23 protein-coding genes and 1 pseudogene are annotated in these 23,168 nt (G+C 34.6%); 7 read left to right on the forward strand and 17 right to left on the reverse strand.

The features are described 5' to 3' along the window. Positions 1-158: 158 nt before the first annotated feature. Positions 159-647 (reverse strand): dihydrofolate reductase, encoded by a 489-nt coding sequence (locus ACM6HU_RS18730; protein WP_003197378.1) that lies wholly within the window; start codon positions 645-647, stop codon positions 159-161. A 20-nt stretch (positions 648-667) separates the two neighbouring features. Continuing rightward, a complete protein-coding gene (locus tag ACM6HU_RS18735) occupies positions 668-1,624 on the reverse strand; it encodes a thymidylate synthase (RefSeq protein ID WP_016131386.1) in 957 nt (318 codons plus the stop codon). A 258-nt stretch (positions 1,625-1,882) separates the two neighbouring features. Between ACM6HU_RS18735 and ACM6HU_RS18740 the strand changes: the two genes are divergently transcribed. Next, the gene (locus ACM6HU_RS18740) at positions 1,883-3,340 is read left to right on the forward strand and encodes a serine hydrolase (RefSeq protein WP_016131385.1); all 1,458 of its coding nucleotides are present in this window, start codon (positions 1,883-1,885) and stop codon (positions 3,338-3,340) included. A gap of 74 nt (positions 3,341-3,414) precedes the next feature. Here the strand turns inward: ACM6HU_RS18740 and ACM6HU_RS18745 are convergent. The 5 genes and pseudogenes from ACM6HU_RS18745 to ACM6HU_RS18765 form a co-directional block, all read right to left on the reverse strand. Next, positions 3,415-3,785 (reverse strand): annotated as a pseudogene (locus ACM6HU_RS18745) (VOC family protein). A gap of 230 nt (positions 3,786-4,015) precedes the next feature. Continuing rightward, complete coding sequence (locus tag ACM6HU_RS18750) at positions 4,016-4,648, reverse strand: HAD family hydrolase (protein WP_016131382.1); 633 nt, start codon at positions 4,646-4,648, stop codon at positions 4,016-4,018. Between the two features lie 132 nt (positions 4,649-4,780). Then, positions 4,781-5,359: a YpjP family protein gene (locus ACM6HU_RS18755; protein WP_003207109.1), complete on the reverse strand. Its 579-nt coding sequence runs from the start codon at positions 5,357-5,359 to the stop codon at positions 4,781-4,783. A gap of 280 nt (positions 5,360-5,639) precedes the next feature. Next, complete coding sequence (locus tag ACM6HU_RS18760) at positions 5,640-6,836, reverse strand: ABC transporter permease (protein WP_044880807.1); 1,197 nt, start codon at positions 6,834-6,836, stop codon at positions 5,640-5,642. Then, positions 6,814-7,539: an ABC transporter ATP-binding protein gene (locus ACM6HU_RS18765; RefSeq protein WP_016114694.1), complete on the reverse strand. Its 726-nt coding sequence runs from the start codon at positions 7,537-7,539 to the stop codon at positions 6,814-6,816. Before ACM6HU_RS18765 ends, ACM6HU_RS18760 begins: the two co-directional genes overlap by 23 nt. A gap of 182 nt (positions 7,540-7,721) precedes the next feature. Here ACM6HU_RS18765 and ACM6HU_RS18770 point away from each other — a divergent pair, with 182 nt between their 5' ends. Both ACM6HU_RS18770 and ACM6HU_RS18775 read left to right on the forward strand, forming a co-directional pair. Continuing rightward, entirely contained in the window at positions 7,722-8,153 is a 432-nt protein-coding gene (locus ACM6HU_RS18770) for a GNAT family N-acetyltransferase (RefSeq protein WP_016131380.1), read from the forward strand. 26 nt (positions 8,154-8,179) lie between these two features. Beyond that, the gene (locus ACM6HU_RS18775; RefSeq protein ID WP_016131379.1) at positions 8,180-8,719 is read left to right on the forward strand and encodes an HAD-IIIA family hydrolase; all 540 of its coding nucleotides are present in this window, start codon (positions 8,180-8,182) and stop codon (positions 8,717-8,719) included. Between the two features lie 188 nt (positions 8,720-8,907). Here ACM6HU_RS18775 and ACM6HU_RS18780 read toward each other — a convergent pair whose 3' ends face one another. The 8 genes from ACM6HU_RS18780 to ACM6HU_RS18815 all read right to left on the reverse strand — a co-directional run bounded on the left by ACM6HU_RS18780 (position 8,908) and on the right by ACM6HU_RS18815 (position 16,542). Then, positions 8,908-9,348, reverse strand: a complete 441-nt coding sequence (locus ACM6HU_RS18780) for a GNAT family N-acetyltransferase (protein ID WP_016114691.1) — start codon at positions 9,346-9,348, stop codon at positions 8,908-8,910. Continuing rightward, positions 9,345-9,818 carry an SAM-dependent methyltransferase gene (locus ACM6HU_RS18785; protein WP_016131378.1) on the reverse strand — a complete coding sequence of 158 codons (474 nt, stop codon included), beginning with the start codon at positions 9,816-9,818 and terminating at the stop codon, positions 9,345-9,347. Before ACM6HU_RS18785 ends, ACM6HU_RS18780 begins: the two co-directional genes overlap by 4 nt. 105 nt (positions 9,819-9,923) lie before the next feature. Further along, positions 9,924-10,613, reverse strand: a complete 690-nt coding sequence (locus tag ACM6HU_RS18790; RefSeq protein WP_016114689.1) for an aspartate/glutamate racemase family protein — start codon at positions 10,611-10,613, stop codon at positions 9,924-9,926. 125 nt (positions 10,614-10,738) lie between these two features. After that, the gene (locus ACM6HU_RS18795; RefSeq protein WP_016131377.1) at positions 10,739-12,178 is read right to left on the reverse strand and encodes a GntP family permease; all 1,440 of its coding nucleotides are present in this window, start codon (positions 12,176-12,178) and stop codon (positions 10,739-10,741) included. A 44-nt stretch (positions 12,179-12,222) separates the two neighbouring features. Beyond that, positions 12,223-13,437, reverse strand: coding sequence for an iron-containing alcohol dehydrogenase (locus ACM6HU_RS18800; RefSeq protein ID WP_016131376.1), 1,215 nt, complete (start codon positions 13,435-13,437; stop codon positions 12,223-12,225). Between the two features lie 110 nt (positions 13,438-13,547). Then, on the reverse strand, positions 13,548-14,987 hold the full coding sequence (locus ACM6HU_RS18805) for a GntP family permease (protein ID WP_016131375.1): 1,440 nt from the start codon (positions 14,985-14,987) through the stop codon (positions 13,548-13,550). Between the two features lie 233 nt (positions 14,988-15,220). Then, entirely contained in the window at positions 15,221-15,886 is a 666-nt protein-coding gene (locus ACM6HU_RS18810) for an HAD family hydrolase (RefSeq protein ID WP_016131374.1), read from the reverse strand. A 14-nt stretch (positions 15,887-15,900) separates the two neighbouring features. Then, positions 15,901-16,542, reverse strand: a complete 642-nt coding sequence (locus ACM6HU_RS18815; protein WP_016131373.1) for a class I SAM-dependent methyltransferase — start codon at positions 16,540-16,542, stop codon at positions 15,901-15,903. A 178-nt stretch (positions 16,543-16,720) separates the two neighbouring features. Between ACM6HU_RS18815 and ACM6HU_RS18820 the strand changes: the two genes are divergently transcribed. Both ACM6HU_RS18820 and ACM6HU_RS18825 read left to right on the forward strand, forming a co-directional pair. Beyond that, entirely contained in the window at positions 16,721-17,518 is a 798-nt protein-coding gene (locus ACM6HU_RS18820; RefSeq protein ID WP_016131372.1) for a lipid II flippase Amj family protein, read from the forward strand. Positions 17,519-17,732: 214 nt separating this feature from the next. Then, positions 17,733-18,254: a nucleotidyltransferase family protein gene (locus ACM6HU_RS18825; RefSeq protein WP_229161609.1), complete on the forward strand. Its 522-nt coding sequence runs from the start codon at positions 17,733-17,735 to the stop codon at positions 18,252-18,254. Between the two features lie 50 nt (positions 18,255-18,304). Here the strand turns inward: ACM6HU_RS18825 and ACM6HU_RS18830 are convergent, their stop codons facing one another. Beyond that, positions 18,305-19,219: an alpha/beta fold hydrolase gene (locus ACM6HU_RS18830; protein WP_414848393.1), complete on the reverse strand. Its 915-nt coding sequence runs from the start codon at positions 19,217-19,219 to the stop codon at positions 18,305-18,307. Between the two features lie 144 nt (positions 19,220-19,363). Then, positions 19,364-21,142, reverse strand: coding sequence for a hybrid sensor histidine kinase/response regulator transcription factor (locus ACM6HU_RS18835; protein ID WP_016131368.1), 1,779 nt, complete (start codon positions 21,140-21,142; stop codon positions 19,364-19,366). 172 nt (positions 21,143-21,314) lie between these two features. Between ACM6HU_RS18835 and ACM6HU_RS18840 the strand changes: the two genes are divergently transcribed. Together ACM6HU_RS18840 and ACM6HU_RS18845 are read left to right on the forward strand one after the other, a co-directional pair. Beyond that, positions 21,315-22,232, forward strand: a complete 918-nt coding sequence (locus ACM6HU_RS18840; RefSeq protein WP_016131367.1) for an ABC transporter ATP-binding protein — start codon at positions 21,315-21,317, stop codon at positions 22,230-22,232. Further along, positions 22,225-23,157 carry an ABC transporter permease gene (locus ACM6HU_RS18845; protein ID WP_016131366.1) on the forward strand — a complete coding sequence of 311 codons (933 nt, stop codon included), beginning with the start codon at positions 22,225-22,227 and terminating at the stop codon, positions 23,155-23,157. The genes ACM6HU_RS18840 and ACM6HU_RS18845 overlap by 8 nt, the downstream gene beginning before the upstream one ends. The last annotated feature ends 11 nt before the right edge of the window (positions 23,158-23,168 follow it).

The raw sequence follows: 23,168 nt of genomic DNA on the forward strand, positions 1-23,168 counted from the left end.
GAAATAATAAATATAAATCTGTCTTTTATGGATTTTTCCTAAGCTACTAAAACTTACAACCTCTACCATTATATCATCAAAAAAGTTCATTCATAAAGTTTTATCTTATTATCTAAATAAAAAGATTGATGTGAACATACACATCAATCTTTTTATGATTATTTTTGTTTTTCATATATGTGATAATAATATGTGTACGGATTCTTTTCATCCGTAACACCTTTTTCCACAAAAACTTCTTTCCACTCTTTCATATTCATTTCTGGGAAGAATGTATCTCCTTCAAATGAATGGTGAATCTTTGTTATATAAAGCTTGTTCACATATGGTAAGAACAATTCGTAAATTTGCGCTCCACCAAAAATAAAAATTTCTTCTTCATTTTTACATAACTCAAATACTTCTTCTACTGACTGCGCAATTTCACAGCCTTCTACATGATAATTCATATTGCGCGTTACGATAATATTTCGTCTTCCTGGAAGTGGTCTTCCAATCGCTTCATAGTTTTTTCTCCCCATAATAAGTGGGTGACCCATTGTTGTCTTCTTAACATATTGCAATTCACTTGGTAAATGCCACGGTAATTTATTATCCTTACCGATGACTTTATTTTCATCCATTGCGACCATAAATGAAATAATCATATTTTCATCTCCTTTTGCGTTTACACTGCGACAGGCGCTTTAATTGTAGGATGTGGATCATAACCTTCTAATGTTAAATCATCCATTTCAAAATCAAAAACAGACTTTACATCTGGATTTAATTTTAGCGTTGGAAACGGGCGTGGTTCACGCGCTAACTGCTTTTCCACTTGTTCAAAATGATTTGTGTAAATATGTGCGTCTCCAATCGTATGAACGAACTCTCCTGCTTCTAAACCACATTCATGCGCAATTAAATGTGTTAACAATGAGTAGCTTGCAATATTAAATGGAATGCCAAGGAAAATATCACCGCTTCGTTGATATAACTGACACGAAAGCTTTCCGTCTGCTACGTAAAATTGAAATAGCGTATGACAAGGCGGAAGTGCCATACTTGGCACATCTTCAGGATTCCAAGCAGAAACAAGTAAGCGACGAGAATCTGGTGTTTTCTTAATCATTTCGATTACATCTTTTAACTGATCAATCGTCTCACCTGCTGTCGTTTTCCAAGCACGCCATTGTTTTCCATATACATCTCCTAAATAGCCATACTGATTTGCAAAATCATCATCTTCCAGTACATTCTTTTTAAACAAATCCATTTGCTCATCATATTGTTTCTTAAACTCTTCATCCTGCTGAGAGCGAAGTCCAAAGTCCGTCATATCTGGCCCTTCATACGCATCGCTTTCTACCCAGCTTTTAAACGCCCATTCATTCCAAATATTATTGTTATTTTGTAGTAAATAACGAATATTTGTATCGCCTTTCATGAACCAAAGAAGTTCACTAGCTACTAAGCGGAATGGCACACGCTTTGTCGTTAACAAAGGGAATCCCTTGCTAAGATCAAAACGCATTTGATATCCAAATACAGATACAGTCCCTGTTCCTGTACGATCTTCTTTTTTTGTACCATGCTCCATCACATGGCGACACAGATTTAAGTATTCATATTCAGCATGTTTCATATGTAAGAAAAACCCTCTTTCGCATCTATTTCCTATATGGAGTTTATCATACAAAAAACCTTGATGCATAACAAAATTAATAAAAGCTGTTATTAAAAAACATTTCTATATTATAAGTATTAACAGAAATCTAATACGGAGTATCAATTTTAATGAATCTTACAAAATTCTTAATTTTTCACCTTTTGAGAGGTATTTAACTTCTAATCAAAGAAAATATAGTGCGGAAGTATAAAATAATATTTGGAGGTTAGAAGCATGAGTAAAATCGAAATCCCTGTTGTTAGCACATTACAAACAACGATTGAGAAAATGATGAAAGATTTAAACGTGCCAGGGGCTGCTGTTGCAGTTATAAAAGATGGAGAAGTCATTGTTTCAGAAGGATTTGGCTATCGTGATTCAAAACAGAAAAAACCGGTTACGCCTCAAACACGCTTTGCAATTGGATCTGCGACCAAGGCATTTGGCACCCTATCTTTAAGCCTATTAGCACAACAAAAAAAGTTTGATTGGGATACTCCTGTTCAATCTTATATCCCTACCTTCGCTTTATCAGATATGCTTGCAAGCTCCCAAATTACAGCACGTGATTTAGCTTCCCACCGCTCTGGCGTTAGTCGTCATGATGCTCTTTGGTACAACTCTTCCTTAACTCGAAAAGACATCGTTGAAAAAATAAAGCATTTATCACTTGATGCACCATTTCGCACAGCTTTCTTATATAACAACTTAATGTATGCAACAATTAGCTATATTGTAGAAAACATTACAAATCAGACATGGGAGCAATACGCCAAAGAACATATTTTAGCACCACTTCAAATGGAGCAAACAAACTTCTCTGTCACAGACTCACAAAATACGAATGACTGCGCATTGCCTTACGTTGAGAAAGATGGAGAAATAAAAGAGATACCATTCCGTAATATTGATACAGTAGGAGCTGCTGGATGCATCAATTCAACAATTGCAGATATGGCAAATTGGGTGCTTTTCCATCTTAATCAAGGAAAAACAGGAGATCACGAATTACTATCTTCTGAATTATTACAACAAATGTATGCGCCGCACAATACAATTCCTGATCAGCCACTTTTATCGCCCCCTGAATCACCAGTAAATAGTTATGGTCTTGGTTGGTTTATTAGTTCTTACCGTGGCTATAAAGTAATTCATCATAGCGGAGGTATCGATGGATTTTCTGCACTTGTCTCATTTATTCCGAAAGAAAATATAGGCCTTGTCATATTAACGAACGCCGGAAGCACCTTACTTCCTAGTTATCTTGCAAATCAAATCTATGACGAACTCCTCGGATTGGAAACAATTGATTGGCATAAGCGTGCTATAGAAGACACCGCTCAATTGAAAGAAATGATGAAAGAAGTAAACCAATCACTTCCAGAACAAGTAAAAGAGACCGTACCTTCTCATGCATTAGAAGACTATATTGGAACATTCGAACACCCTGCTTACGGAACACTAGAAGTGTATAAACAAAATGAAGAGTTATATTTACAGTTCACAGAACTAAAAGTTCGGTTACATCACCATCATTATGATATGTTTTATGCAACATTAGACTTATTCCAAATAGAAATGAATGTGTTGCTTGCTTATGAGATGGATATAAAAGGGGAATTCCAAACAATCCAATTACATGTACCAGTTATGTTAAGTACACAGCCTCTTACTTTTACGAAGATTAAATAAAAATACAACAATCTAAACTTATAATAGAGGGAAGCTATACTTTCCTCTATTATTTATCCCAATAAGATCTCTCCTCACATTTCCACATTAGGCGTATAAGCCACTTCTACAACAAACCCATTCGGATCATAAAAATCCACAGTATAATATCCATCTGAGTAATGATTCATCTCAATCGGCCCACGAATAATCTCCACTTGTACATTTTGTAAGAAATTAGTGACCTCATCAACTACAGTTCTACTAACAGCCTGATAACAAATATGCCTCGGCCCTAACGTTCTTACAATCTTTTCATCTACTTCCTTGAAATATATTTCAATCTTCCCTGTACTAAATGCACTCTCATTCAACTGTTTCCAGCCAATGGTAGAGAACATATGGATTCCTCTAAATTTGCTACCCAAAATTCAATATGATGAATACCAGGTTCAAACTGCTGCATCCCCTTCTCTTCCTTTCTGTCATTTTAACAGTACTCCAACAGAAAAGGGTTAGAACAATTACTTGTGAGAACGACTGAAGACTGAAACTGTAGGGCAAGGTTGTGTCCAAACAGTATAAACGACGCCTGTGGAGAGTATGTAAGACTGCTTGAATTCTCAAGCAGCAACACTCTATGAAACAGGAAGCCCCTTCTTCAAACGACTCGTAAGAGTGTTAAGGAGGGGTCATTCACTGAACAGACTCAACTATATGTAAAATTTCATTTGGTGTATCTACCATATAATTTGGAGAATCTTCTTTGACCGTTTCCATCACATCATATCCCCATCCAACCCATATGACATTTACGCCAACTTTTTTACATGCAACAATATCTCGTTGCTCATCACCAACATACAACATATCAGCTTCTGTTAACTTTTTTTCTTTTAAAAATTTCTTGATAATTTTATCTTTCCCAAACAAATTTTTTGAACAAAAAACTTCTTGAATATTTTTTATTTGATTGTTATGTAGAAATGCTCTAATATGCTCTTCTGAATTAGAGGATATTACTGCTATTCCATAACCCTTTCTATGTAATTCATCTAGCACTTCCTTCATACCATTAAATAAGACTAGATCTTTAATAGCTGGCTGGTATAGTTTATAAAACTCTAGCGCTAATATAGGCAATTTATAAAGTGGTACATGCAGCTGTTTACACCTTTCAGGAATAGATAATTTTCTTAAAGGTTCAATTTCTTCTTCACTTACCGTTTTATACCCATGCTTCTCAGCAAGTTGATTATAAATAGGAACAAATATATCTTGTGAATCTACTAATGTACCGTCAAAATCAAATACAACATATTTCAACATAATGAATACTCCCTTAGCCTCTTTTTTGAACAAATCTAAACATATTCTATTCGCTGTTAAGATCCGTTTCACCTTTAATTTTCACATTTATAAAAAACAAAAAAGAACAAGGACATCTCCTCGTTCTTTTTATCACGACAGCCATTTCGGCGGCATATTCGTATTCCAATAAATATCTCCTAACTCATGATGCGCTGTATATCCATCATCAAAGCGATGGTAGTGGAAATTAAAATAATATCCATCTTGTGGCGGATGATCCCGCCTTACATGGAAACGTAGTAAATCATTTCCTGTTTTCGTGTCATATACATGAAAAATCTTTTCGTTATTGCCGCCTGCTGGTTTCTGTGAAATTGCTAATGATTGTAAAGACTCTTCCGGTACATCTGTTGTAAGCTCTGCAATTGCTTCTTCTATTTTAGGTAAAATAATATCTTTAAATTCATCTTCAATGACAGGTCCAATTTTAGAACCAAACTTTTGCATAGATTGTTTCTCAGCCTCTTGCATTGCATAGGTCACAAAGGTCTCTGCGGTTAACCTCTCTCGATTTTCTTCATATGTATAGGACGTCTGCTCCAAATTTTGTTGCCTTGTTGTAGGCTTGTCCGCTTTTGCATTATCAAGCAAAATAGAAGGAGGCGTCACTAAACCAAATGTAAATACAGTAATTAATGCGACTAACGTCTTTCTAAACCAATTTGGCATTTTTTATTCCCTCCCCTTTCACTACTTATATTTGTATAACGGTTGTTTCTTCCATTATACAAAATGATGCTAATTTTTGCACTTTACAAATTTATTAACTTTCATATTTTTTTCATTTGAATATGTAATAGTCAGATTTCATATAATATAAGTACAACAATAGTGAGGAGGATTTTTAATGACTCTAGATGTCATGTACTCCGTCGTGAGCATTTTTGTTCTCTTATATTTTATTTACCAGTCAATTACAGACTAAAAAAGAGCCATTTGGCTCTTTTTTCTATGGTATGAATACAATCCAGCCTATTAATATTAATAGTAGGATTCCTACGATAATAGCTGGTAATAAATAAAACTGGCCAAGTATAACTATGCCGTAAATCAAAACAGCCGGAACAAACAAGCACATTCCCGCTCTTCCTTTTAACAATAATAACTTCCCCTGATCACAATATAATTGGAGAAACATTTTTTTAACAAATTCATTCCATTGATCCCCTGAATAACGTGCAATTGCAACACAGGCAAATACAATAATAATAAGCGCAATCCACCATGGTGTTACTTTTATCGATGCTGCACTCATAAAGATAATTTTAATATAAAAACTTAAAGAAGCACCTGATCGAAAATACTCCTTAAAAAATGATTCAATAATACGCGAATCAGATTTTTTCCCTAGTATATGCTTCGAACGTGGAAACAACCATGGTCTCGAGTTATTACTTGGCTTCGTTATTTGACCACTAAAGTGCATGATTTCCCTTGTCCAGCGCATACCCTCTTCCTTTTCTTTTTCAACTTCCTTAAAAAAGAAACGTTGATAGTTCATTTTTTGTTTTATCAATATCAAACTAATTCCAATCAATACAATGATAAATAGCATTGCATATACTGGATGTTTAAAACCTAAAAACATACCACTTCCCAAACAAATAAAACTCATAAAAAATACGATAATCTTTACAATCCATAATACCCAGCGCTTCCCTCCACGCACATCTATATATCTTACCAATAGTGATAACATACACCGAAAAACGGTAAAGGACAGCCAAAATAATACGACTTGTAAAAGAGAAGCTCCCATACTCTTAACCAATATAGGTAACATAATGAGCGTTACAATGATATTTGTTATACTTATTCGAATACATGTGTATACCATGCCATATTTCATTAATTTTCTTATGTGAACTGGATGCTGAATTAAAAACAGGCTATCTGCTTGCTCAAAAAACGAACGCATTCCTCTTGAATATGTAACAAAGAAAAATACAAACAAGCTCAATAAAAAATAAGCCGGTTCTTCTGCAGATAATTCTCTTGTCCATAACGAACGATAATAAATCCCGCTAAATACAAGTACTGGAACGATAAAATATAATGCGACTGTCCAATCAGTTACAGACCGAATGGATTTCCATTTTCTTTTCAGTTCATGACGCAACCTTTTATAAAATTGTTGTTTCATCATGTTGTTCCCGCCTTACGATTGCATCAAAACAATCTAATAATGGACTCTCTGGCATTTCTGCTAGGGATTGAATTGTTTGTAGATTACCGTTTGCTAATAACGTTCCTTGTGAAATAAGTAAAAATCGTTCACAGATTCTTTCCGCTGTATCTAGCACATGAGTACACAGTAAAATCCCTACTCCCCGCTCTTTTTCTTTATATAAGAAATTTAAAAATTCTCGTGTTGCTACTGGATCTAATCCAATAAACGGTTCATCAATAATATAAAAGTCTGGTTCCGTTAAAAAAGCCAAAATCAACATTGATTTTTGTTTCATACCTTTTGAAAACTTTGATAAGTATTCATGCTTATGCTTTTCCATTCGAAATGTATGTAATAACTCCTGTGCACGTTCCTCCCAGCTCCCTATTTCACACCCACGTGCAGCCATTAACAATTCAATGTGCTCCCATAATGTTAAATAATCATAATACGTTGGGTGTTCTGGCACATATGCATACGGATTCTCTTTTTCACCAAACGAAATTTCACCCTCCATATTTGCAAGTAAGCCAAGCATTGATTTAATTGTCGTACTTTTCCCAGCTCCATTTGCACCAATAAGAGCAACTAGTTCACCTTTTTCAATTGAAAATGCTATATCATGGATTGTTTTTTCTCCTGCTTCATAACCCGCTGATCGAATATTGACCTGTAACAAATTACTTCCCCTCTTCCCACTTACAATAAACCCCAGGAAAATCATAACATATTTCTTCTTAAAATATCATTCTATATATCTAATATATTAAATATTCGTATTACTAGCAGGAAAAAACACTTTTTAACAGAATCTTTAACATTTGGAGTTATTAATTTATATTTACAGATGGAGTTGAGAGTATGAAATCTCACATTCGAAAAGCAACTGTGAACGATATAGAAGCACTTTGTTCACTAACAAAAGAATTAAAAGGTTCTGATATTTCTTATGTAGACATGCAAAACCGCTTACAATTTGTTGAAATGAGCCCATTTGACTCCTTATATGTTTACGAAGAAGATGATCATATATTTGGATTCCTTGGATTTCGTATACGTGAGAACTTAGAAGATGTGACACGATACGGGGAAATATCCATTATTAGTGTTGACTCCACAGCACGAAGAAAAGGAATTGGACAAATTTTAATGGAGTATGCTGAACAGTTAGCTAGAGAGCATAACTGTATTGGAACATGGCTTGTAAGTGGTACGCAAAGAAAAGATGCTCATCCATTCTATAAAAAATTAGGATACGAAATAAACGGATATCGATTTGTAAAATACTTTTAATTTACTAGTTGAAGGGAACTACTATTATGACAAACATTCAAGCAATATTTATCGATCGTGATGGAACCATCGGAGGAGATACTATCGTACATTATCCTGGTGAATTTACCTTATTTCCATTTACACAAGACGCCTTACGTGCATTAAAAGAACAAAATATAAAATTATTTTCCTTTACAAACCAGCCTGGCATTGCTGATGGAAAAGCAACCGTGAAAGATTTTACCCAAGAACTAGAAGCCTTTGGTTTTGATGACGTCTATCTTTGTCCTCACAGACATGGAGATGGATGCGAATGTCGAAAGCCAAGTACAGGTATGCTTCTACAAGCAGCAAAGAAACATGAACTGGATTTAACAAAATGTATCGTCATTGGTGATCGCTGGACTGATATCGTTGCAGGTGCAAATGTTCATGCAACAACGATATTAGTTCAAACGGGTGCCGGGCATGACGCATTACATACATATCGCGATAACTGGGCTCATATTGAACCGAGTTATATTGCAGAAAACTTTCAAGATGCTGTCATTTGGATTCTGAAACGAATTACAACACAAATTTAAGAAGCACCTTATTAAAAAACCCTAACATATTAATCAAAAGTAATATGTTAGGGTTCTTATTTTTCATATACAAATCTACAAGCAATCGCAAATAATATTGTACGTTGTATTCACAGGTACTGGCACAATAGTAATATACGTTGAATGATAGAGTTCGGTTTGTATTTTCGCCTGTATTAATATTGAATTTAGAAAGTTAATTCATAATGGAAATAACGATTATCTCTCAAATATCCATTCTCGGCATATAATCGCTGTGCTGATATGTTATCTATTTCTGTTTGCAATTTTAATCCTTTTGCACCGTTCTCTAGTGCGAAAATTCTAGCCGCTTCTAATAATTTTTTTCCAATACCTGCGCCGCGTTTACCTTCTTGTACAAATAGGTCATTTAAAATCCATAGTTCTTTCATCGAAACTGATGAAAAAGAAGGATATAATTGTGTGAATCCAAGGTACTCCCCATCTTCAACAGCTACAAAAATTACAGATTCTTTTCGCTCTATGCGATTACGCAAAAATACTCTTGCTTCTTCCACATTCGACTCTTGTTTATAAAAGGTACGATAATTATTAAATACTGATGCTACTCCATCTAAATCTTCAATTGTCGCTTCATATATTTTCACTTTACTTCGCTTCCTTTCCAATACTCCTTCATAAGGTCCGTTACCCATTCAGGTTGTAAAATATCTTCATTCGGTAAAAATTCTCTCATAACAGGCTTTATATCCAATATAGGTGTACCGTCAATTGCATCTAATCCTTCAACTACAATTGATTTTCCTTCTCGCCTTACAACTTTTGCAATTGTCGCCCCCAATCGATTTGGACGATTTTTTCCCCGCTGTGCAAAAATACCTATTTTCGGATATTCCTTATTATTTCGTGGATGTCTAGCCGAAGATTGAATCTGTTCATCTTTCACTTTATGAAAATAAAAGATTACTTCAATATGTGAAAAATCTTCAATTCCTTGTATACTCTCTTCTGCATATGAATCCGTTAATGTAATAAGAGATTGTACATCTCCCCATTCATCATCCATTATCATTTTTCTTTCATTATGTACAAAAGCAATTGGCCTAAGTGAAAGCATCCATACTCCCCCTTTTTTGTAACCACTTACATTATAAAGTATTTTCTGAATGTTTTCCATCTATAATACCGAATATTTGTTTACATAATAAAATTATAATCACCATTAATCTAAAGCTGTATTTACAGCTGCAACCGCATGTATGATAGCCGTATCGAATACTGGAACTTGAGAATCTTCTTGTTTTATTAATAGCCCTATTTCCGTACACCCTAATATAATTCCTTCTGCCCCATTTTGTACGAAACGATTTATTATTTCTTTATAGACATCTCTTGATGTTTGATTAACCTTTCCCAAACATAACTCGTTATATATGATTCTATTTACTATTTCCCTATCAGTTTCATTTGGAACAATTACTTTTATTCCATTCTCCTCTATACGTGATTTGTAAAAATCTTGTTCCATGGTATATGTTGTTCCAAGCAAACCAATTGTTTGAATCTCTTGTTTTTTTATTTCCATAGCTGTTGCATCCGCAATATGTAAAATAGGGATACTCACCTTATCTTGAATATTACTAATCACTTTATGCATTGTATTCGTACAAATAACAATGAAGTCTGCGCCAGCTTTCTCAAGAGAATATGCAGCTTCTCCTAATACGCTTCCCGCTTTTTCCCAATTACCTTCAGATTGGCATTGTTCAATCTCTTCAAAGTCAACACTATACAAAAGACATTTCGCTGAATGTAATCCTCCTAATCTCTTTTTTACTTCTTCATTAATAATGCGATAATATTCAGAAGAAGACTCCCAGCTCATTCCACCAATAAGACCAATCATTTTCATAATTTCCATCCTCCTTGTTTAGAATAACAGATTATCTTTCTGTTATTATTATACATTTTTCACATAATAAAACACGACTTTTACTTAAATGTTAAAGTCGTGTTTTACCAATTATCACAAATATATTATACAATTCCCGTTAAGCTATAAACACCAATCACCACAAAAACAGCCAATGTTTTAATAATCGTAAGTGCAAAAATATCGCGATATGATTGTTTATGCGTTAATCCAGTTACTGCCAATAATGTGATAACGGCACCATTATGTGGTAATGTGTCCATTCCTCCTGATGCCATTGAAATAACTCTATGCATAACCTCAAATGGGATATTATATTGCTCTGCTGCTGCAATATATTTCTCCGACATCGCACTTAAAGCAATACCCATGCCTCCTGATGCTGATCCAGTAATTCCCGCAAGGACGTTTGTAGTAACTGCACCATTAACAAGCGGATTGGTAAACGTTGTAGAAATGCTATCTCGAATGACACCAAAACCAGGCAATGCCGCTATAACCCCTCCAAAACCATATTCTGCTCCCGTATTCATAGCAGCAAGCAATGCACCACCAATACTTGCATTTAAGCCGGCTTGAAATCCTGTGACTAAGCGTTTCCAATTTAAAATTATCGTTGTAATAATTCCGATTAATAGTGCTAGTTCAACAGACCATACACCTAGCACACCGGAAAGTTCTACTTTACCAAACGCCTTTAATCCAATCGATGAAAAATCAAAACCCTTTGGATACCATGTTGGAATCAATACTGTAAACACTTTATTCATTACCCCTACTAAAATAAGTGGTACAAAAGCAAGTACTTGACGAAGCGGTGTAATTTCAGAAGCATGAATAGCTGGCTTTATATTTTGTTCTGTTTCTGTTGTTGCGGCCATTTCAGGATTTTCTTTTTCAAACCCATAATACCCTTCACCACTTTCTTCGGCTTTTTTTCGTCTTCTTTCTAAATACAACATACCAACAAGAAATACAAAGATTGCCCCAATAATTCCAAGAAATGGAGCTGCATAAATGTCTGTTTTAAAAAACGTGGTTGGAATAACATTTTGAATTTGCGGTGTCCCCGGAAGCGCATCCATTGTAAACGTAATCGCTCCAAGAGCAATTGTTCCTGGTATTAATCGTTTTGGAATATTAGCCTCTCGAAATAAATTAGCTGCAAATGGATATACCGCAAAAGCAACTACAAACAAACTAACGCCACTATAAGTTAATATAGCCCCCATTAGAACTATTGCTAGTATGGAACGTTTGACACCAACTAGCTGAATAATAGTTTTTGCAATAGACTCCGCAATCCCTGACATTTCTACTACCTTACCGAAAATTGCTCCGAGTAAGAATACTGGAAAATATAATTTAATAAACCCGACCATTTTTTCCATAAAAATATTAGAGAAAAAAGGTAATACGTGACTTGGTTCTGTTAATAAAACCGCAAATAGCGCGCAAATTGGGGCAAATAATATAACCGAAAAACCACGATAGGCAACAAACATCAGCATGCAAAGAGCCAATAAAATAATTACTAATTCCATCTCCTGCACCCCTTTTCATTTCCGCGGAAATATTTTAATAATATTCAGAATTCTATTGAGGTACTTATAGAATTTTCATATTGATAGTCAAAACATATACGATACAATTTTTTCACCTCATGATAAGAAGGGATGCGTGGGTTATTACTCGGACTCCCACTGGCCAATGCATCTTTCGCCATTTTTAAAAGAGCATTTTCAAATTCAACCTGATCAATTCCGTACTCCCTAAGATTAGGAATACGTAGATCCAAACAGAGTTTCTTTATTTCAAAAATAGCATGGTTAGCAAGCTCTTCATCAGATAATGAATGTAATTCCGGATTTATAATCCGCCCAACATCTGCAAGGCGTTTGACTGAGCAAATTTTTGTAAAATCTAAAACTGCTGGTAGTAACATCGCATTTGATATACCATGGGGTACATGAAATAGCGCTCCAATTGGACGTGACATTCCATGAACTAAAGTGACCGATGCATTTGAAAAAGCAATGCCAGCTTGTAAGGAAGCAATCATCATTGCTTCTCGTGCTTCTATATTTGTCCCATTTCCATAGGCAATCCGCAAGTGTTTCATAATCGCTCCAATTGCCGCAAGTGCTAGTACATCTGTAAGCGGTTGCGAAAATCTAGAAAGATATGCTTCAATTGCATGACATAGTGCGTCAATACCTGTTGCTGCAGTAATATTCGGTGGAACAGAACGTGTCAATAAGGGATCGATAATCGCGATTTGTGGCGTGAAATTTGGGTGCTTAATCATCATTTTGACATCTGTTTTTGTATTTGTAATAACAGCAACACTGGTCACTTCCGATCCAGTACCAGATGTTGTCGGAATTGCAATAAGTGGTAATGGTTGCTTTTCTATTTCCACATGATTTTGAGCATACTCTTCAATCTCTCCACCATTTGTAGAAAGCACTGCTACAGCTTTTGCCGCATCAATACAACTTCCTCCACCAAGCCCAATGATAAAATCACATTTCGACTCTGCACAAATCGTTAACGCTTCCAAAATATGAATGTTTGTTGGTTCCGCATTTACATTTTCATAAGTAATAACATCTATTTTTTTCGCTTTTAGTAGTTTCACGCACGCATCGATATAGCCAAGCTTTTTCATAATAGAATCACTGATAATAAAAGCTTTTTTTCCTAATTTAATTGCTTGTTCCCCTAATTTATCAAGTGAATTTCTCCCATACAAAACGTTCTTTGGCATACGAAATTCAGCGATTTCTTGCAAATACTCCACCCCTTCTTTCCCTACTAAATATTTTATAATGTGAAATTTCCATTGTATAAATTATCAAATGTAATATTCCACTTCGATTAATTATTTCCTTCCCCAGACTAATAAATTTATTAGTAGATTCCTGTAAATGTATAAAAGGCAATTACTAAAAATACAGCGACCGTTTTCAATATTGTCACAGCAAATATATCACGATACGATTGTTTATGCGTTAACCCTGTAACAGTAAGGATTGTAATAATTGCTCCGTTATGTGGCAGTGTATCCATTCCCCCCGATGCCATTGAGACAATACGGTGCATAACTTCAAGCGGAATATGATATTGTTCTGCCGCTGCAATAAATTTATCACCCATAGCGCTTAAAACAATTCCCATTCCACCTGAAGCCGAACCTGTAATACCAGCAAGAATATTCGTTGTCACAGCTCCATTTACGAGTGGATTGGTAAATGTTGCAGAAATGCTATCTCGCATAATCGCAAACCCTGGAAGTGCTGCAATTACGCCACCAAAACCGAATTCTGCTCCTGTATTCATTGTTGCAAGCAATGCTCCTCCAATACTTGTATTCAATCCTGCTTGAAATCCTGTTACAACACGCTTCCAATATAATAAAAGCGTTGTTATAATCCCAATGATGAGTGCTAATTCTACCGACCAAATACCAAGTACTGCGCTTAACTCTACCTTACCAAACGATTTCATTCCAATTGAGGAAAAATCAAAACCATTTGGATACCATTTTGGTATTGTTATTGTAAAAAACTTATTCATAACTCCTACTAAAATAAGTGGTACAAAAGCAACGACTTGCTGTACTCTTGAAATCTCAATACTTTGAAGAGAAGTATGATTCTTTTGCTCTAACTCCAGTGATGCTGCCATTTCAGAATTCCCATCTTCAAAACCAAAATATCCTTCTCCAGCTGCTTTCGCCTTCTTACGTCGACTCTCTAAATAGATCAATCCTAACGTTAAGACAAAAATAGCACCAATAATACCAAGTATAGGTGCTGCATAAATATCTGTTTTAAAAAATGTTGTCGGGATTACATTTTGAATTTGCGGTGATCCTGGGAGTGCATCCATCGTAAACGTGACAGCTCCAAGAACGATTGTTCCAGGTATTAAGCGCTTCGGAATATTCGCTTGACGAAACAACTTTGCAGCAAATGGATATACTGCAAACACAACAACATAAACACTGACACCGCTATAAGTTAAAACAGCACCCATTAAAACGATAGCCAAAATGGTCCGTTTTTCACCTACTATTTCAATAATTGTCTTAGCAATGGAATCTGCAATTCCAGACATTTCTACTACTTTACCGAAAATAGCACCTAGTAAGAAAACTGGAAAATACAACTTAATAAAGCCTACCATTTTCTCCATAAAAATATTCGAAAAGAAAGGCAGTACAAAACTAGGTTCTGTTAAAAATACTGCAAATAGAGCAAAAATCGGTGCAAATAAAATAACAGAAAATCCTCTATAGGCAACAAACATAAGTAAACTAAGTGCTAATAAAATAATAACTAGCTCCAATTCTCTCACCTCCATTTGATTGAAAATTCAATCTTTTTAATCCGGATTTTTTCTATGTATCCCTACAAAATATCGCTTTTATAACGATTCAAATACTGACATTCCTCCTCCTTTTCTAACAAAATTTTTATAATTAAAACAGCATATTTATTACTATTCTATTACATATGAAAAATCCCTTTAAACGAAAACATTTAACTATTACTCGTTATAAAGGGATTTGCTTTTTTGTTTTATATTTTAAAACTTCTGTCTTTTGCACAAAAGCTTCGCAACTCTTCGACATGTTTCACAATATGTGTCGCTCCTGCTTCTTTTAATTCTTCTTCACTCCCATATCCATACAATACACCGATAGAGTCAATCCCATTACAATTAGCTCCTATCATGTCATGCTTTCTATCCCCAATCATCACTACCTCTTCTCTTTGCAACTCTGGATTTGTATGCAAAATACATTCAATAATTTCATCTTTCTTTATTCGGGTTCCATCTAAATTACTACCAACAATTTCTTCAAAAAAATGAATCAAGTTAAAGTGTTCTAAAACTTGTTTTGCAAATACAGTGGGTTTTGAAGTTGCAACAAATAATCGTTTCTCTTCATCTTTTAACTCTTGTAAAATATAGGGAATCATCTCATATGCACTATTCTCAAGTAGGCCGCTTCGCTTTAGATATTCACGAAAATATGTAACAGCTTGCTCTACTTGTTTTTCGTCCATTCCGTATCTATCTACAAACGAATGCTGAATTGGTGGACCAATAAAAGAATCTAGCTCTTTCTGATTCGGTTCATCTATTCCCATTTTTCGCAATGCATATAAAACCGAATTTACAATTCCTTCTTTCGGATCTGTTAATGTTCCATCTAAATCAAATAAAAATGTTGTATACATCCATTCTCCCCCATTTACTTTACTGTGTATGTAATCCACCAAAAACATTCACCCATATGAACTTCTAAATCTATTGCAAAAAGTTCAAAGGTAGCTATCAGTTCTTCTTTCGTATAATAGTTCTTTATAATTTCATAATGTTCTCCACTAGCAAGTGAACGAACTTTATACGTATTTTCATCTCCATCTTTATATAAAAGCTGTCCACCAATTCCTTCATTATACATATTATCTGCGAAGCAAATCATTGCTCCTTTTTCTAACACTTTATGAAATTGTTCTAGAAAATTAGTGACTTCTTCTTTTGCAATGTGCGAGAACCAAAAGTTTGCATATGCTCCTTGAAATGTTTTCTGGAATCTTCCCAACTCAAATGCGTCTCCTTTATGAAAAGAAACTCTTTCTTTTGGAAGTTCCTTTGCTTTTTCTACATCTAGTACTTCTTCAGAGTAATCTATTGCTGTAATATACGCAGCGACTTCCACTACATATTGCGTCCAATATCCTGTACCACAAGCGACTTCTAGAATTTCCTTCTCACGAAATAACTCTTTCAGTTTTTGTTGTAATATGAATTGTTCCGCTTGTCTCACTGCATCGTCTCTATCATATACCGTTTCATACTCTTTGGCACGATTACTATAATATGTATACATAACACATCACCCCTAATTGACAAATCTCCACCCTTTCTATCATTATCAAAATATTCGTTCGCTTTGGAATTTTATCGTTTTTCTGCACACATCATTTGTTTCTCTTCAAATCGATCCAAAAATAGATATAATCCAATTGTATGATAAATATAATTTCATAGAAAAATGGTGATCAAAAATGACGATAACATTAATTTTCATAATGGCTTTTACAATTATCATCCATGCAGTCGAAACGAGTTCTTATAGTATTCGACTTGCAGGCGTTCGTTTAAAGAAAATTGCCGTTGCATTATCCGTTGTTGGGATGGTATTACTCATTTCGCGAACATCCAACTTACTACAAGCTTTTTTACTTGGTGGGATTATTGATCGGGCGAAGAGTGGTGCTTCTGTTAATTTAGAAAGTACGATGCGTCTTGTTTTATTATCCGCTTCTATCGGCACACTTCTCGCAATTATTTTATATCCGACTTTAACGAAGCTATTTGGATATGTCATTCAAAACTTTGAGATAGATGGTTCATTCATTCGAATGATGAAAACAAACAATGTGCAAAAATTGAAGTATACAAAAAAATATGTTCGTTTTCCAAAATTCGAAATGATCCACCGTATGCGAATTGGCGGTATTCCAAAACGAATTATGCTCATTAATATGTTTGCAACCGCAATTTATACCGCAGGGGTCCTTTCCGCCTTATATGCTTCTTATTTGAGCCCGAAATTTGCAACGAAAGCAATCACGGCTTCTGGCCTTATTAATGGATTTGCTACAATCTTATTGACTGTACTGTTAGATCCGCGTATTGCCCTTTTAACAGAGCGTGCGCTTCAATCAGAAAACGGCGCTGATACAATGGGGAAAATGTTCGGTTGGCTTATGATTTCAAGGTTTCTCGGTACATTATTAGCTCAGCTCATATTTGTACCTGGCGCATATTGGATTTTATGGATTATTAAACTCATGCATTAAATGACCACTACATCATCCTTGATGGTGGGGATCAGTGAATGATACTCATTATGACAGCTCGATTAACAGAAGCAATACTTGATGAAGAGAAAGATATACTATATTCAAAAATTCTTAAATTACTTAAATGAAAAGTTACATTTAATAAGGAGGGAAATGTATGTATATTAAAACAGAACAAGATATTATTAAACTCATACAAAACGATACTTGAATGATGGAAATATTACAGACAGCAAAATCCCTACAACTACCTGATTGGTGGATTTGTGCTGGATTTGTTCGTTCTAAGATTTGGGATGTTCTTCATGGATACGAAGTAAGAACTCTAACGCCAGATATAGATATCATCTATTTTGACCCATTACATATAAGTGTATCCACCGAAGAAAAATTAGAAAATAAGCTTAAAAGTATAGATTCTACTATTCCATGGTCAGTGAAAAATCAGGCTCGCATGCATGTAGTCAATAACATGCCACCTTATTCATCTTCAGTCGATGCAATTTCTAAATTCCCAGAAACAGCGACTGCTCTTGGAGTTACATTAGATAAACAAGATAATGTTGTATTAACCGCCCCTCACGGAATAGAAGATGTTCTCACGTTACAAGTGAAACCAACACCTCATTTCCTCGAAATGAAAGAGCGCACTAATATGTATAAAAAAAGATTACAAAAAAAGAACTGGCAAAGTAAATGGCCTAACATTACAATCTTCCATCCTGAAATTTAAACATGAAGAAAAAAGGCGCTTCTCATTTTTATGAAGCACCTTTTCTTAATTTACTTCAAAAAATCAATTACCGTTTCTGCAAATTGATTCGCTGCTTCATAATGCGGTGTATGACCACTCTCTTCAAAGACAATAATTTTACCATTTTGAACATCTCTTTTAAATGTTTCGATTTGTTTTTTACAGGTTACCACATCGTGTTTTCCCATAATGAGCAACATCGGATTCTCCACATCTTTTAATTTTGATAATAATGATTGATGAATTTTCCCTTCCTCTTTCAGTCTTGTAAAATGAATATCGGAACGATCATAAAACTTTCCCCATTCTTCCTCACTATACAAACTATAATCTGTTTCATCCTCAACGTTATTATAGATTTCTATTCTGTGTTCTTCTAATTCATCACTCAATCTTAAATATGCTTCTAGTAATTCCTCTGAACTAGCATTACTCTCTGAAATAGCTATACAATTTTTCCCCTGCTGTTCTTTTCCATACTTCTTTAACAGGGCTCCTGTCTTTTTTAATAAAGCTCTACTTGTTAAGGAAAAATCAAAAGTGGGTCCTTCAAAAATGATTTTTCGAATAGATTGTGGATACATTACTGCATATAACAATGCTAAAAATCCTCCAAAAGAATGCCCAATAACAGACCATTTCTCAGTGTTTAACATCTTCCTTAACTCTTCGCAGTCTTCAATAAGATCTCGTAGTCCAAACCGCTCTTGCTGTCCAATTTCCTCTGAACGCCCTACCCCGCGTTGATCCATGGCAATGAGACAAAAAAAATCTTGTAATCTATGTGCTTGATGATAGGAAAAATCAAAACACATCTCACCAGGACCTCCATGAAGATACAATACAGGATGATTCTCTAGTGATCCATGCATCTCCACATACAGCTTTTTCCCGCGCACTTCCACCATTTTACCTTGTAATGGTACTTCTTTTTCTTGTTTCATCTCTTTCTCCTCCTATTTTTATATTTCGACACCATATACAAATAGGAGGACCACGAATCCGTACATGTTATGTATCTGTAATACAACAATACATCTTTCTATCCTCCGTTTGAAAATACTACATTCAATTTTAATTTTACGTTTTTATAAAAAAGCTTCATCCAATGCTTTTTTTACAGCTTCTCCCCTTCCTGATACTTGAAGCTTCATATAAATAGAAGAAGCGTAATTTCTTACAGTTCCTTCCGATAAGAATAGCTTTGCTGCAATTTCTTTATAGCGAAGCCCTTCTTTGAGACAACCTAATACATCCATTTCACGGGGAGTCAATTCATAAGGAAGCTTTTTCGGTATTGGACTATATTCTTTAAATAAACGATTCGCTATGTCATGGGACAACATCGTCCCTCCTGAGTTCACTAACTGAATAGCAGCTACTAACTCTTTTGGTTGAACGGATTTAAGAACATACCCCTCAACTCCCGCTTCAATTGCTTCAGAGGCACTAGAAGTTTCTTCAAAAGTTGTCACCATGATTACTTTGGTACCTGGCCATCTATGTTTGATTTCCTTCGTTGTTGTAATCCCATTCATCTCAGGCATTTGTATATCCATAAGAACAACATGTGGTTGCTTTTCTTCACATTGTTTTAAAGCCTGTACTCCACTATTCGCAACAGATACGCGAAAACCGTATTCCCTCAATAAAAGCTCTAAGCTATCCGAAATGATAGGTTGATCATCTACTATTAATATGCGAATCTCATCTTGCACAAATGATTCCTCTTTATGTAAACCAGGAATGATACAGGTTATAATTGTTCCTGCATTCTTAGTAGAATCAATACTCAAGCTCCCTTGATATTCACTTAGCCGTTCTCTCATTCCCGATAGACCAAATCCCTCTTGTATGACTTCCATTCCGATACCATCGTCTTGTATTTGAAGCATTACATGATTTTTATGATATTGTAAAAGTACTTGTATCGTTTCTGCTCCCCCATGTCTTGTTGCGTTTGTCATTGCCTCTTGTAAACAACGACAGAAAATCCTCTTCAACTTTTTAGCAATTGGATAATATCCTCCAACTGTACGAAATACTACCTGAACATTTGTAGTACTTTTAAACTCTTCTATTAAGTTCAATAAAGACACATCTAGATTTGATTCTTCTTGAGGATCCATTTCATGAACCTGTCTTCGAATATTATCTAATGCAGATCGTGATATATCTAATATTTCTTGTAACTTTTCTTTTCCCTCTTGCGTTGTTAGATGTGGTCGTAATGTTTCCATACTCAATATAACCGAAGTAAATTTATAACCTATCGTGTCATGTAATTCTCTTGCCATCCTATCTCTTTCTTCAAGCAAAGTTATTCTTTCTACTTGGGACGAGTATTGTTCTAAAATCGCATTCTTATCTTTAATCAAATTCAATTTTTGCTTAATAGCATCCATAGAATAAACAGCTCTTTGTAGTAAATGCCCTACACCATATATAAAAAGAACATCAAATATACTTAGAAGCAGCTTATTGCGATTAAACCCAAAATTAAAGAAAACTCCCAATACATAGATAATTATCATTGCAGGTAATGCATAGAAGTTTACTTTTCCACGGCAAAAAAATGCAAGCGTTAAAATTGCAGGAGATAAAAATTGAGCCAAATGATACGTATATGCAAAATAAAGTGAAAGTCCCCCCACTAAAATAATTTCTGTTACTACATATAACTCACTTTGTAATTTATATAATATGACAGGTATGACATAAGACAAAAATGTACTTATAAAAACAATCTCAAGTGGAAAGTTTGGATTATCTTGATATGTCAAAGTAACAATTGCAACAATCCAAGTAATCCGAATGAGTATTATTCCCCATTCCTGCCAAAGTAACTTATTTTTTATGTCGTTCAACTTTCATATGCCCCCCTATCCAAATGAACATTATATATATATTCCCTGTTTTTCCTATATTTTCATTTTCATCATAGCAAGGTTATGACACTTTGTCACTGCCTTATATTACATTCTTTTTGCTATGTTAGTAGCCGAAAGGTATCACTAATATTAAGGGAGTGAACAAAATATGTGTATTTTAAAAGTACAGAACTTAACTAAGAAAATTGGAAAGTGCACACTTGTTAATCGAATATCATTTGATGCTCAAAAAGGAGAAATTCTTGGTCTTCTAGGCCCAAATGGCGCTGGAAAAACAACTACAATTAAAATGATTGTTGGCTTGATCTCTAAAACCAGTGGAACAGTCACAATTAACAAAAAAGACACAAGCAAAGACTTTAAAGAAGCTATGAAACATGTTGGAGTGATTGTTGAGAATCCTGATTTATACAACTTTTTATCTGGCTATGATAACCTCCTTCACTTCTCTAGAATGACACCGAATGTTCCTAAAGAACGTTTAGATGTAGTTATTTCTTTAGTTGGGTTAGAAAAAAGTATTCATAATAAAGTTTCCACTTTTTCTCTCGGGATGAAACAACGGCTTGCTCTTGCAATCGCTTTAGTTCACAAACCTTCCCTTCTCATTTTAGATGAACCTACTAATGGGCTGGACCCTCAAGGCATTCGTGATTTAAGACTTCATTTAAAGCAACTAGCCGCAGACGAAAATGTAGCAATTGTTGTTTCAAGCCATCTAATGGCCGAAATGGAAATGATGTGTGATCGCATCGCTATTTTAGACAAAGGAAATCTAATTGGTATACATGATATAAAGGATATTACAAAAGAACAGATACAATCTGTACAATTTGAAGTAGATCGGACAGACTTAGCAATCCCACTCTTACAAAAATTAGTAATAGGTGAAGAAATCATAACAAATCAAAATGTCATTACGATCAAAATAAGTAAAGAACATATACCTGCAATTTGCGATACATTAGCCAAAAATGGAGTGAATGTTTATGGTGTTCAAACCATTAAAACAACTTTAGAAGACAAATTTATTGAAATGACTGGAGATGGAGTGCACAATGATTAATCTAATAAAAAATGAAAATATGAAAATTTTCAAACGAAAAAGAACTTGGATTATGGTAGGTGTTATGGTTGTATTTATTTTCATTCAATTCCTAAACGTAAAGCTTTCCAGCCAAGTTAATTATGGGGATGACTGGAAGATATCTCTTATTGAAGAAAATGCATTACTTCAAGTTGAAAAAGAATCTCTAAAATTACCTATTGAAAAAATAGAAAATGAAAAAAAACTTTTACTAAATAATTATTACATTGACAGTAATATAAAGCCAACAAACAATGCATGGTTCTTTACGATTGGACAAAGTACAAATTTTTTAATAGCTCTCTCCATTCTTACACTCATAATAGCTGGTGAAATTGTTGCAAGTGAATTTCAATCCGGTACAATTAAATTTTTATTAACACGAACCGCTACTCGCACACAAATATACTTTTCTAAATATATTTCTACTTTATTATTTGGATTTTTCTTAATCGTAATAACGTTCCTTCTTTCCATTCTATTTAGTGGCATTCTTTTAGGCTTTGATGGAATAAATGGTGAATACTTATTTGTCAAAGATCATGCCGTTCAAAAAACAAGCGTCCTTCAGGCACTAATTGGTAGCTTATTATTTAAGATGCCTTACTTAATTATTGTTGCAACTTTAGCATTTATGATTTCAGCGACGTTTAAAAGCACTACATTCTCTATCGTATTTTCTCTTTTAGTAGCAATTGCGGGTTTTGTCATGAGTATCTCATTAAAAGGTTTCAGCTGGACAAAATATTTCATCTTCTCTCATACGGATTTATCAAGTTTCGTATATGAGAATCCCCCTGTAGAAGGCATGACTTTCAGTTTTTCTATACTATTTATCTTAATTCATATATTCATCATGCATGGAATTGCATACCCCATATTCGTAAAAAAAGATGTCGCTTAAATTTTTTATTA

This window comes from Bacillus sp. IT-79MI2 (genome assembly GCF_949768135.1).
GTDB lineage: Bacteria > Bacillota > Bacilli > Bacillales > Bacillaceae_G > Bacillus_A > Bacillus_A pseudomycoides.